The 13,254-nt window shown below is 64.1% G+C and carries 7 protein-coding genes and 1 pseudogene; 3 read left to right on the top strand and 5 right to left on the bottom strand.

Annotation, left to right across the window (positions count from 1 at the left end; genetic code table 11):
- Positions 1-26: 26 nt before the first annotated feature.
- The gene (gene gatB / locus IPM18_12835) at positions 27-1,505 is read right to left on the bottom strand and encodes an Asp-tRNA(Asn)/Glu-tRNA(Gln) amidotransferase subunit GatB (GenBank protein ID MBK9120467.1); all 1,479 of its coding nucleotides are present in this window, start codon (positions 1,503-1,505) and stop codon (positions 27-29) included.
- Between the two features lie 353 nt (positions 1,506-1,858).
- Here gatB and acs point away from each other — a divergent pair, with 353 nt between their 5' ends.
- From acs to IPM18_12820, 3 genes are all read left to right on the top strand, one after another.
- On the top strand, positions 1,859-3,829 hold the full coding sequence (gene acs / locus IPM18_12830) for an acetate--CoA ligase (protein ID MBK9120466.1): 1,971 nt from the start codon (positions 1,859-1,861) through the stop codon (positions 3,827-3,829).
- 165 nt (positions 3,830-3,994) lie between these two features.
- Positions 3,995-4,987, top strand: coding sequence for an amidohydrolase family protein (locus IPM18_12825; GenBank protein ID MBK9120465.1), 993 nt, complete (start codon positions 3,995-3,997; stop codon positions 4,985-4,987).
- A gap of 414 nt (positions 4,988-5,401) precedes the next feature.
- The gene (locus IPM18_12820) at positions 5,402-7,423 is read left to right on the top strand and encodes an MCP four helix bundle domain-containing protein (protein MBK9120464.1); all 2,022 of its coding nucleotides are present in this window, start codon (positions 5,402-5,404) and stop codon (positions 7,421-7,423) included.
- Between the two features lie 108 nt (positions 7,424-7,531).
- Here IPM18_12820 and IPM18_12815 read toward each other — a convergent pair whose 3' ends face one another.
- From IPM18_12815 to IPM18_12800, 4 genes and pseudogenes are all read right to left on the bottom strand, one after another.
- Positions 7,532-9,154 carry a hypothetical protein gene (locus IPM18_12815; protein ID MBK9120463.1) on the bottom strand — a complete coding sequence of 541 codons (1,623 nt, stop codon included), beginning with the start codon at positions 9,152-9,154 and terminating at the stop codon, positions 7,532-7,534.
- A 132-nt stretch (positions 9,155-9,286) separates the two neighbouring features.
- A complete protein-coding gene (locus IPM18_12810; GenBank protein MBK9120462.1) occupies positions 9,287-10,507 on the bottom strand; it encodes an anion transporter in 1,221 nt (406 codons plus the stop codon).
- A 60-nt stretch (positions 10,508-10,567) separates the two neighbouring features.
- Positions 10,568-12,468, bottom strand: a pseudogene (locus IPM18_12805) (DUF4914 family protein).
- A gap of 162 nt (positions 12,469-12,630) precedes the next feature.
- Positions 12,631-13,041, bottom strand: a complete 411-nt coding sequence (locus IPM18_12800; protein MBK9120461.1) for a GreA/GreB family elongation factor — start codon at positions 13,039-13,041, stop codon at positions 12,631-12,633.
- Between the last annotated feature and the right edge of the window lie 213 nt (positions 13,042-13,254).

Below are 13,254 nucleotides of genomic sequence, written 5' to 3'. Positions count from 1 at the left end.
GTGCTGGCCACGCCACCTGTCGGTAGTCAGGTTGCGCGCGCGAGTTGTTCGTCGATCAGCCGGCCGGCCAACTCGGGGTCTGCGGTGCCGCCGGACAGCTTCATGACCTGGCCGAGCAGGAAGCCGCGCGCCGCCTTGAGCTTCTTCGGATTCGCTACGGCGTCACGCACGGCCTGGGCGTGGTTGACGAGGACTTCCGCGACCCAGCGCGCGATCTGGTCGCTGTCCCGTATCTGCAAGAGCCCGAGGCGCTCCGCAATCGCCCGTGGCGGGGCGGAGTCCGTAAGCATCTCACCCGCGATCTGCACGGCCGCGGTGGCGTTGATCTCACCGGCGACAACCAGGTTGGCCAACTCCGCCAGGCGTGGCGCCGCAACTCCGAGACCTGCGATGGTGGTCTGGCGTTCATTCGCGTAGCGCTGCCAGAAGCTCAGGAAGTGCTTCCCCAAGGTGACCTGGTCGCCGCCCGCCTCCGCGGCCTCGTCGAGCAAGTCGGCGGTGGCGCGATCGTCGACGAGTGCGGGCGCATCGCGCTCAGGCAGACGAAAGCCGTGCACGAAGCGGGCTGCGCGGGGGACCGGGAGCTCGGGCATCTCGTTGCGCAGGGCGTCGATCCACGCAGGTTCGTGCGTCACCGGCACCAGGTCGGGATCCGGGAAGTAGCGGTAATCGTGGGCCTCCTCTTTTTCCCGCTGAACGACCGTGATCTCACGCTGGTCGTCCCAGCCGCGGTTGCCCTTGTTGCCGGAACGGGCGACGGCGCCGGTCTCCAGCCATTCTTCAACCTGGCGCGGTATTTCGTACGCGATCGCGCCATGCAGCGACTTGAATGAGTTCAGGTTTTTTACTTCGACGATGGGCGTGACATACACTTGTCCGTCACGGTGAATGCGCAGGTTGATGTTCGGCTCGAAGCGCATCTGACCCTGCTGCATGTTGGCTTCGCTGACCCCGAGGTAACGCACCAGGCGGTGGAGCTGCACGGCGAACTCGCGGGCCTCATCGGCGGAGCGCAGGTCCGGCTCTGTGACGACCTCCAGCAGCGGGGTCCCCGCGCGGTTGAGATCGACACCGGTGTAGCCAGGGAAATCATGTACATTCTTCCCCGCATCCTCCTCCAGGTGCGCCCGCCGGATACGGACGCGCGCGAACCCGCCGTCGCTGGGAAACTCGAACACTCCGCGTTCCGCCAGCGGGTGATCGTACTGCGAAATCTGGTAGTTTTTCGGCAGGTCGGGGTAGTAGTAGCTTTTGCGGTCCCATTGGGTGAACTGGGCAATGTGGCAGCCCAGGGCGATCGAAGTACGTACCGCCAGTTCGACGGCCCGCTGATTGGCAACCGGCAGCGCGCCGGGCAGGCCGAGACACACGGGGCAAACGTGGGTATTCGGCTCGGCCCCGAAGGCCAGCGTGCAGCCGCACCACATCTTCGTGCGGGTTGCAAGTTGCACGTGGATCTCGAGCCCGATGATCGGGTCGCAGCGCAAGCCGTGAATTTCGAGCATGCAACCTCCTCAGAGCGGCCCGGCCGCTGCAGGCGGTGACGGCGACCTGGATATAGTACCCTTTTGGTGGTCGGTCTGCGCCATTTACGTGCGGACAGTTCGGCCACAGTTGCGACGCGCAGGTGGGCATGCTATAAGCGAAAGAGTCAGGTGGTGCCGTGCCGTCCGGCGCGCTCCGGTCGGCGAAGCAGTATCGCCGCGACCAGAACGCGGCGCCGGCTGCGGGTCCGATCGCCGCCCAGGGGGGCACGTAACCACACGGCGGGTTGCGCTGTTAAGCAGCGCAGCACTCAACTCACATCCCCGTGAACACGGGTGGCGGTTCGAATCGCGCCGCCCGGCAGGAGAGTATGATGACTGCCGAAACCACCGTTACCGCGGAACGCACCTTTCCCCCCAGTGAGACTTTTGCCGCCCAGGCGCACATCAAGTCGCTGGCGGAGTATCGCCGTCTGTACGAGAGGTCGATACAGGATCCGGAGGGGTTCTGGGCGGACATCGCCCAGGAGAACTTCCACTGGCACAAGCCGTGGACCAAGGTGCGCACGTACGATTTCCGCGACAAGATCTCGATCCAGTGGTTCATCGGCGCCCAGACGAACATCAGCTACAACTGTCTCGATCGCCACCTGGAGCGCCGCGGCGACCAGGTCGCGATTCAATGGGAGGGCAACGATCCAGGTGAGGACCGCAAGCTGACGTACCGCGAACTGCACCGCGAAGTCTGCAAGTTCGCCAACGTGCTGAAGCAGACTGGCGTGAAGCGCGGCGACCGCGTCTCGATTTACATGCCGATGATCCCTGAACTGGCGATCGCGATGCTGGCCTGTGCGCGCATCGGTGCCGTGCACTCGATCGTGTTCGGCGGTTTCAGCCCCGACTCGCTGGCCGATCGCATCGTGGATTCCAAGTGCGAGTATGTCATCACGGCCGACGGTGCCATGCGCGGCCCCAAGCCCGTGCCATTGAAAGGCAATGCTGACCAAGCCATGGATCTCGCTTTGCGGCAGGGGGTGAAGGTCCGGACCTGCATCGTCGCGCAGCGCCTGCCGGGCAAGCTGGAGGTCGCGATGCGGCCCGGTCGCGATCACTGGTGGCACGAGGTCATGGCCGATGCATCCTCCGACTGTCCGCCGGCCTGGATGGATGCGGAGGACCCGCTCTTCATCCTGTACACCTCGGGTTCAACCGGCAAGCCGAAGGGCGTGCTGCACAGCACGGCGGGCTACATGGTCTTTACCGGCATCACCCACAAGTACGTCTTCGACTACCACGAGGGCGACATTTACTGGTGCACCGCGGACATCGGCTGGGTCACCGGGCATTCGTACATCGTGTACGGTCCACTCTGCAATGGTGCGACGACGATCATGTTCGAGGGCATCCCGAATTACCCCGATCCCGGCCGGTTCTGGGATGTCGTCGACAAGTACAAGGTCACCCAGTTCTACACCGCCCCAACGGCCATCCGCGCATTGATGCGTGAAGGCGAACAGCATGTGCAGAAGCGCAAGCTTACCAGTCTGCGCCTGCTGGGCTCCGTCGGCGAACCCATCAACCCGGAAGCCTGGCTCTGGTATCACAAATACGTGGGTCACGAGCGTTGCCCGATCGTCGACACCTGGTGGCAGACGGAGACCGGTGGCATCCTGATCACGCCGCTCCCGGGCGCCATCCCCACCAAACCCGGCTCCGCTACGCTGCCATTCTTCGGTGTCCGGCCGGTGATTCTGGACGAGCAGGGGAACGAGAAACACGGCGCAACCGAGGGCGCGCTCTTCATCTCCGAACCGTGGCCGGGAATCATGCGCACGGTGTTCGGCCAGCACGAGCGCTTCAAGGAGACCTACTTCAGCCGGGTGCCTGGTTTCTATTTCACCGGCGACGGCTGCCGGCGCGACGCTGACGGGTACTACTGGATCACGGGACGGATTGACGACGTCATCAACGTCTCCGGGCACCGCATGGGCACGGCTGAGATCGAGAGTGCCCTCGTGGCCCATCCGTCCGTGGCGGAGGCCGCTGTTGTGGGCTACCCCCATGAGATCAAGGGTCAGGGCATCTACGCCTACGTGACACTCAAGGTGGGGTTGGACTACACGGATGCGCTCAAGAAGGAACTCGTGCAGCACGTTCGCAAGGAGATCGGCCCGATCGCGACGCCGGACGTGATCCACTGGGCACCCGGCCTCCCCAAGACGCGCAGCGGCAAGATCATGCGGCGCATTCTTCGCAAGATTGCCGAGGGCCAGTCTGATCAGATCGGCGATACGACGACCCTCGCCGACCCGGCCGTCGTGGAGCATCTCATCCACAACAAGTAAGCCGGCAAACTCCGGGTGAAACAGGTCCGGCGCGCAGCGCGCGGCATGCCGCGGGCTGCGCGCCGGCATCGTTTCTGCGGTCCTCGCGGCTTGGCGGCGGATGGTCACGCGCCGCTCCTATCATCACGGGTTCGGTTTTACAGGCAGCCCACAGGATACTTCCGCATGTCGCACCACGATCAGGATGCCCCGGTACACGGGGGGCGGTCCCCGGCGAACCGCCTCGGCCTCGATTACCACACCGTGCCGCCGCGCCGTTTCACCGGCCGCAGCATCGATATCCACACGCATGTCCGGCGTTCGCCGACCCTGCCGCAGTTCTTCGAGGCGGCTGACCTCTATGGGGTGGGGACCGTGGTCTCGATGACGCCGCTCGACGAGGTGCCCGCGCTGCAGGATGAGTACGGTGACCGGCTGCGGTTCATCGCGATCCCGAACTGGCGGCAGAAAGACCGCACGGAGGATTTCCGGCGGCAGTGGCTGGCGGACCTGGAGGCATTCGCGGGGCGCGGCGCACGCCGGATGAAGTTCTGGATGGCGCCGCCCATGCGCGAGAAGTTTCCCCGCCTGTTGCGGGACGACTTCTTCACGCCGGTGCTCGAGCAGGGCTGCGCGCTGGGATTCGACTTCATGATCCACGCGGGCGATCCGACGGCCTGGTTTGCACCGGGCGGCAAGTACGCCGACGCGGCCAGATTCGGCACCAAGGAGTCCCAGTACGACCAGCTCGAGTATCTGCTGGAACGGGTGGCGCCGCGGAATGTCATCGCCGCCCACATGGGAGGGAACTGCGAAGACCCAGGGTTTCTCGCGCGTCTGCTCGACCGGTATCCGAACCTCTACCTCGACAGCAGTGCGACGAAGTGGATCGTTCGCGCCGTCGCGGCACAACCTGAGGGAGTCCGCGCGCTGCTGCTGCGCCACCCGACCCGCATCCTGTTCGGCAGTGACCTGGTAGTGGCCGATCACTACGACTTCGACCACTACGCCAGTCGGTACTGGTGCCAGGTGCAGATGTGGGAAAGCGTGTATCGCGGCGAGAGTCCGATCGAGGACCCCGACGCCGCACCACCACCACGTCTGGCCGGGGTGGATCTTCCGGCCGAAGTGCTCATGCAGCTCTATCGAGGGAATGCGGAGCGACTCGGATACTCTTGATCCATTCAGGATCAGGTAAGAAAAATGCCGAAAATGAGGGTAGGGGGGCCGGGTGGCCAACGCTGCTGCGACAAGGGCACACCGTGCCCACTGTCGGCGGTTCCGAGGCGGTGTTTTCGGACCGAGGACGGTCGGGGATAAGTGTGCCGCACGTGACCACACCGTGCGCGGCGCGGACGTTCTTCAAGCCCACTGGGCACCACGTCGATGAGCGCAGTGACCGTGGATTCCTGCCGGAGTTAGGTGGCGCTTCCCCGGTAAAACGCGAGTTCCTCAGTTCTTGGGGCCGGCTGCGGCAGCGGCCCCGGGCAGGACCTGCTCGCGTGTAGCAGGTCGTGCCCATAACGAGCCAATTTGTGTACGGCTGTCCTGCCTCGACTGTCGAGGTGCGCCTCGACGCATGGGAGAGCACAGATGAAAGCGCGGACCGGTTGGACGATCGGACGAAAGTTGATGGGGGCGTTCCTGCTGGTGAGCGCGGTGACGGCGCTGCTGGGTGGCGTGGGTTATTACGCCGTCAACAGTGGCTCGCGTGCCATCGACATCGTTGGAGAAGAAGCACTGCCACGCGTTGACAATCTGATGATCATCGCAAGCAGCGCCGAGGCCATCCGCGGCATCAATCGTGCATTGGGCATCGCGGGGCTCTCGCGCGAGATGCGCCAAGAGCAGTATGCGAACCTGCTCGCACAACGAGAACGTTACCAGGCCGCTTGGGAGGTCTACGAGGGGCTGCCGCACAGCGCAGAAGAGGCCCAGTTGTGGCGGGAGTTCGTACCCAAATGGGAAGCGTGGCGCGCCGAGAATAACAAGCTGATGGAGCTGTGCAAGCGTTTCGATGAAGTCGGCATCATCAATCCGACGGAACTGGTGGGACAGCTCGAGCGGAGCGCGAAAGAGCACTACATCCTGGTGCAGCGCTTGCTGCACTTGTTGCACTTGGAAGATGCCAGTTTCGAGGGTGGTGAGGACCCCACGGGATGCAACATCGGGCGTTGGCTGGCAAGCTTCCAGACCGACAATCCCGAAATCGCCACACTGATTCGTGAGATCGATACCCCGCACCGCAAACTTCATGCGACGGTAGCGCAGATCAAGCGACTTGCGGCGGAAGGCAAGTCCACCGAGGCCGAGGCACTCTATCGTGAGGAATTTCTTCCTACTCAGGTTGATGTGACTCAGCACATAGGAGAAATGATTGCGGTTGCCTATACAGCCAACGAAGCGCTGAGTGCGGCGCAGCAGCAACTGATGGGACCGGTCGCACAACGGCAGCGCGAAGCGCTTGAAGCACTCTATGCGGTCGTTGCTGTCAACCGTGAAGGCGCCGCCGCCGAGGTCCAATCGAGCCAGTCCCAGGCCGGCATGCTCCAGGTGCTGATGATATCCGCAGCCGTCATCGGTGTAGCGATTGCCATGTCGCTCGGTGTTCTGATCACGCGTGGCATCAACCGCGCCTTGACGCGCATCGCCACCCAGCTCAACGAGGGGGCCGACCAGGTGAACGATGCGGCCTCGCAGGTCGCGACCGCCTCACAGCAGCTCGCGGAAGGAGCCGGTGAGCAGGCCTCCTCGCTCGAAGAGACGTCGAGCGCGCTCGAGGAAATGGCGGCCATGACGCGCACCAACGCCGACAACGCGACGCAAGCCGACAAGCTGGCCGGCGAGGCGCGGCAGGCCGCCAGCGCCGGCGACCAGAGCATGGAACAGCTCAACGAGGCGATGACCGGGATCAACGAATCGTCGGAGAAGATCAGCAAGATCATCAAGGTGATTGAGGAGATCGCCTTCCAGACCAACCTGCTGGCACTCAATGCGGCCGTCGAGGCGGCCCGGGCCGGTGAGCACGGTAAGGGCTTCGCCGTTGTGGCGGAGGAGGTCCGCAACCTGGCACACCGTGCGGCACAGGCCGCGCGGGAGACCACGGGTCTCATCGAAGATGCCGTGAACCGGGCGCGACAGGGTACGCAGGTGGCAGGCGAAGTTGGCCAGTCACTCGCGGCGATCGTGCAACAGGCCTCGCAGGTCTCCGACCTCATCAACGGCATTGCCCGCGCCAGCAATGAGCAGGCCCAGGGTGTGGACCAGGTGAACACGGCCGTGTCGCAGATGGACCGTGTGACACAGCAGAACGCGGCCGGGGCGGAGGAATCCGCCAGTGCCGCGGAGCAGCTCAGCGCCCAGGCCCAGACGGTCAAGGCGCTGGTGAACGACCTGGTCGTGATGGTGGGTGGGGCGGCCGAGCGTGATACGCACGCGTACGCGGCCGGACCGGCGAAGAAGGCGAGTGCGCCGCAGAAGACCGGGCACCAGTACCACTTCGGGCACAAGTCCACGCCGACGCGTGCGAAGTCCGTGCCGACCACCCCCGCGCAGAAAACCCCGATGCAAGCTCCCGAGCCCACCGGCACAAGTGCGGACTTGTCGGAATTCTAATTCGGCGTGACCCGTTCGCGTGCCGGTATGCGTATCGGCCCGCTTCCATCAGGACCCAATGCAGCGCTGGTGCAAGGTGAAACCTCGCAGCAGCGCTGCATCGCTGTTTCATCCGCCTGTATGGCCCGCCGCTGGTGTGGTCCCCAGGCGTCGCGCCCGCTGCCGCTCTACATCGTCCAGTCGGGCCTGCCACTCCTCGTCTTCCGTCCGTTCAGATTCCAACCGCAGATCGTTCCACGGTCGCACGACCTGGTAATCTTCAAAGCCGCGGCGAACGGCTTTAACCTCCCAGTCGAATTCGTAAGTGCCGGTGCCGCGGAGCAGCTCACGCACCTCGATGCCATGCAGGGAATCATTCACGACGGCCAGCCCGAACGAGTCCGCCGACCGCGGCGTGAGGTGAACCGTGAGGCCGGTCGGTGCGGCCAGGGCGACGAAATGGTCCGGCAGAGTGATCACGGCCTGACCGTCGCTGAGCTGGGCGCGGCCGCGGACGTACATGGCGGCCTCGGGGCCTTCGATCGACGCGTACCAGAAGTCGCGGGTGGGGTCATCGACATCCGCAGCGCGGAAGTTCTTGATATCGCCTTGAACCACACCCTGGCCCACAGCGTCGATCGTGATGAACGCCTTCACTGCGTTTGCTGAGTTATAAACACCCAAGGCGCCGTGGTTCGGAATACCGGCAGCATTCGTGATTTGTACGTTGAGCGAACCATTTTCGGAGTATGTCGCGAGGTATCCTGTCCCGTCGGCGCCGCGTATGCGAACGCGCTCGTTTCCGCTCCCGGAGCGTAGATACACGGTTGGTTCTCCGGGTCCCTGGATGTCGAGCGTCACTGCGGGATTCGTGGTGCCGAGGCCCAGCCGTCCATTGGCTGTGAATCGGGCGATTTCGTTTGCCGCCAGACCCCCGTGAATGCGGACACCGCCACTACCGCCGTCAAAGTTCAGGTAGGTTGCACCGTTGCCGATCGCGTTGAGGATCAGGTTGTTCGTAGCCGAGGCGCGAATGGACGGCTGCGTCGGGGAGTTCGCCGGGCCGCTGTAAAGGTCCAGGTTGGGGCCGATACTGAGTTGCTGCCGTGGTGTCGAGGAGGAAATCCCGACGAGACCCGTGCCATGCCTTACGGTGAAGCGGCGTCCGATCCCGCTTTCGTCAATGTAGAAGTCGTTGGTGGGTGACTTGCCGATCCCCCAGTAGGCGGTGTTGTCCGCGCGGAAGTCGAGTGCTGCAAAAGCGTCGTTGGAGCTCGTGATGGCAACGACGGCATTGTCGGTGTCGCTGGTTACATTGAAGGTTCCCGGTGTACTGGTCGAGCCAATTGCGACCCGGCCTTCCGGACTGACGTAGATACCGCGGGTCTGCAGCGCGTAGGGTACAGCGGCGAGGAGCTGCCGCGGCGTGAGCGGCGTACCCTGTACACTGACCTCCAGCCACCGGGTGCCCCCGTCGAAAGCATCGATCCCGAAATCGAGCTGGGCGGTGAAGAGCCCATCGACCACCTGCACCGGCAGTGCCCACAGGATATCGAGTGGACTGCCGCCCGACTCCGCGGAGTACAGTCTGAAGGACATTTCGACCGTGCCGGTCAGCGGTTGTCCGTTCTCGCGAAGGTGTCCCTGGTAGGTGATGAGCGTGTTCACCTGGCCAACGGCCAGGGTCGAAGCAAGCAGCAGCGCGGTGATCGCCGCAGCATTGATTCCGTTGCGCGGTTTCCGACACAGCATGAGAGAATCTCCTGCGGGTAAATGAAAGCCGATGCGCCCGCGTGACGGGTGGCCAGAACACAACTTGACGGTACCGTTTCGCCCACCCTGATTCAAGAATGATTCGGGTTGCTCGGGGTGGACTGCCGTGAGTCAGGCATACGCACGTACAGCCAGCCACCCGCACGCAATCAGCAGCGTCAGTCCCGTGACGGGTACGCCGATGCGGGCGTGCTCACGCCAGGTGATGCGTACCCCCATCAGCCGGGCCTGCTCGACCACGATGATGTTCGCGATGCTGCCCACGATAAACAGGTTCCCCGCCAGCGTGCTGGCGAGTGCGAGGATCGGTCCCCCGAACGGGGCTTGCTCCGCCACTGGCAGCAGCAGCATGACGGCCGGAACATTCGACACGAGGTTCGACAACACGACTGTGGCGCCGAAAAGCCAACCGGGATGCTCTAGATCCACGCCGGCGCCGCGCAGCCCAATCAGGGCGCGCTCGACGCCTCCGGTCATCGCCAGGGCGTGATTCACTACGAACAATCCGCAGAAAAGCACCAGCAACGGCCAGTCTACCAGGCCGAGCATGCCGCGCGTGTGCATGCGACGGCTGAGCAGCAGCACACCGGCGCCCGCCAGCGCAACGATCTCGCGCGGATATGGCGCGAACAGGAACGCTGCCACAATGGCGAACAAAACCAGCGCACCCTTCAGCGTCTGCCACGGATGGAATGGCGGGGCCTCCACGGTGACCGGTTGGGACTGCTCGTGCCAGTTGCCACGAGTCAACCAGACCAGCACCAGCCAGGTCGCCGCACAACCGAGAACCGCCGGCACGACCCCGTCCAGCAGGTAGCCCGCGAACGACAACTGCAGCTTCTGGCCGATCAGCATGTTCTGCGGATTGCCGATCAGTGTCGCCGCGGACCCGACGTTGGCCGCACACGCCAGCCCCAGCAGGAACGGCTTGCAGTGCAGCCCGCGCCGCGTGCAACCTTCGATCAGCAAGGGTGTCATGGCAAGGCAGATGATGTCGTTCGCCAGGAGTGCGGAAAGCAAACCGGCCGCTCCGATGACGAGCGCGAGCAGGGCCGGTGGCGCAACCTCCGCCGCAGCCAGATGGCGCGTCAGAGCGGCGTAGGTCCCCCCCAATCGAAACTGGGCTGAAACCACCATCAGCCCCAGCAGCAGCGCGATCGTGGGGACGTCGATGCTGTCCCACGCCCCGGTAGCATCGAGGCGTCCGGTTGCGAGCAGTGCAATGGCCCCGAGTAACGCGATGCCCGTTCGGTCGATGGCCAGGCCAGGCAACCCTCCCAGCACCATGCCGACGTAGACGACTGCGAAGACGAGCCAGATGATCGGGTCCATTGGTGCGATGTCATACCGTGCCGCGCTGCGGCATCCACAGGCCCGCGCCGGGCTTATGCGTTACCGTTTCTCGACCGGCAGCAGAGATTCATACTCCTCCAGAGAGCCGTCGCGCAGACAGCATTCGATGATCTCCCTGCCAAGCGGGTCGAGCTGGGGGCCATTCCGGTCGAGGTAGACGCGCAGTTCACGCTGAAAGAAATCGCGGAGTTGCTGCGCGCCGGCATCGTAAGTCACGTCGCTGATTTCGCGCTGGAGTTGCACCTGGAGCATCCACGGCGGGATGTTCGTGCCTTCCACCATCATCGACGTCAGCGCATAACCCAGCAGCGTGCAGCGGGCCGGTTCGATCTGCTCGCGCCGGAATGTTGCGCGCCTCCGCGGCGCGCCAGGTATTCGCGCGCGATCCACTGCGGCATGAATCCCACTCGCCAGCAGCCGATATGCTGGTTCGGGACGAGAATGTAGCGCGTGCGCGGCGTGGAGCGCACCTGGTTCAACAGCAGGTTGGCATGGTCGACGCGTCGGCCGGTCGCAAACGGCCAATAGGAGCCGACCCCCTCGCTCTCGAGACCCTCCGAAGCCGTGATGCTCGGGTTGTCGAACCCGCGCGGCGCCACGAGCCGCCAGATCCACGCCAGGGCGGGCGGCAGGATCTGGAGCAGTCCGATGATGCCGTAGCTGGGCTGATCGGGTGTGCAGGGTGGCGTCCGAATGCCGAAGCTGCGGATGTCCACCTCCACGGGATGATCCACGACTCCTGGCATAAGTCGCCGCGGCAGAATCACGCGCGGATTAGGACAGGGCTTGCCGGGCGCATCCTCGGTGTGTTCCCAGATCAGGCAGGTCGCGTCGGGTACGCCATGCATGTTGAGGAAGACCAGCGGCTCTTCCGGCTGCGTGCACAGCCGCTCCAACTGCGGGTCGGTGCCGTAGTGCCGGATGTGGTTCACGCGCAGGAACCAGCCGTCTTCCGCATCGGATACGATCAGCTTGTCGCCGCGCTGCTGGTACTTCTGATGGCAGAGTGCCATATCGTCGGTTACCGGTCGCAGCTCGCAACCGCGGGGCAGCATGACATACCGGCGATCGCGGTTGATGACATTCTCGCCCAGCAGCAGCCGGCCATCGTGCTCGCGGTGCGCCAGTTCGAGCATCTCGCTCTTGCCGCCACCGCTCGCCCCCTCGTGCAGGATCGTCACCACCAGGTCGTAAGGGGTAACAACCTGAACAGTGGAGCCGTGTACGGTGGTCCAGCCCTCCTGTCGCCCCAGTGACAGGAGCACTCCGTAGACACCTTTCTTGGCACTCGGCCCGGGATACAGATTGAGCGCATAGACCTCATGCAGCTCGCGCTGGCGGCTGTGCACGACGAGTTGCCGGCCATCACAATGCGTATGCCGGAAGGGGGGGGCTACATAGATGACTGCGCGGGGCTTGAAATCGCCGGACACCTGGGACGCGGACAGCATGCGCTGCAGATCGGCCAACCCGGTCGCAAAGAAGGCCGCGTTCAGCGGGCACACGAGCAGTGAGGCAAATCCCGCATCACTACCGCCGGCTTCAAAGGGCAGGACGATCAACTCCTGCGCTGCCAGCCACGCGAGAATTTCCGAGCGGACTTCTGCAAACGGAGTCTGGAAACGGTCCTCGTAGCGCGGCTTGTCCGACGGCAGCTCATCGGAAATGACCATGCAGTCGGGGTCCCGCCGGCGCATGTACGGCTCGGGATAGTTGGCCACCACGCCGTTCCGCGCCCGTACGACTTCCACTTCGACGATGCGACCCTTGCCGGGAACCTCGTAGGCCACTTCGTAGCGGTCCGGGTTGCCCCCCAGCGCGAGCGCCACCAGCTCGGCTCGGCTCTCGGGCAGGACGACGCGTGGCGCTGCGCGCAGCACATCCGCCAACTGCGAGGGAATCGTCAGCCCCTTCCACTTCTCAAAAGCAAGCTCGGACATTGCTCAACCTCTCGGGGTAACCAACGAGCGTACGCCGATCAAGGCACCCACGCCTGATACTGCCCGGATCATAGTCACCCTGCACTCCACTGCCGCAGGGGACGGCTACCAGGGCGGCAGCGGGCATCGTTGTGATCGGTGCAGGTACGTAGGGAGGGATTGTCACAGCCGGTAGTGGCCGGCGGCCTCGGGCTGGTAGAGGATTTCATCGACACGCAGATGCAGGGTTCCACCATGGGTCTCGCGGCGAATCTCGTCACCCGCCTGGTAACCGAGGAGGACTGTCCCGAGTGGACTGAGAATGGAGACGTGCTCGTCACTCGTCACCTTCTCCGGGTACACGAGCGTAACGATGCGCTGAGTGCCGGTCGCGAGGTCGGTCATGCGCAGCTTGGTATTCATCGTCACAACCGTAGGCGGAATGTCCTCACGGCGGACGGCCTCGGCCTGATCCAACTCCTGTTCCAGCAGCCGCAAGGACTCATCGTCTGGCTGTTCGCCCATGGCGATGAGCAGCAACTGACCAAGCCGGTTCATGTCGTCAACCGTCATGCAGATGCGACGTTCCGCCACAGTGCTCTCCTCGCAGTCTTCGGCTGCCACAGGCGTATGCCGGATCAACTCGGGCTCCCGATCCGCACACGCCTGCCCGCATGGGCGGAAACAAGAAAACCGCGACTCTCGCCGCGGTTCATCGTGTAGCGCCAAAGCGGGCCTTGGAAACGGAACCCACGAGATTCACGCTGGCAACGGGTACGCCTGCTGTACCCGGAGACCGAATGTTAT

Source organism: Phycisphaerales bacterium (assembly GCA_016716475.1).
Taxonomy (GTDB): domain Bacteria; phylum Planctomycetota; class Phycisphaerae; order UBA1845; family Fen-1342; genus JADJWG01.
The sequence above is the reverse complement of the archived record's forward strand: the minus strand, read 5'-3'. Positions and strand labels throughout refer to the sequence as shown.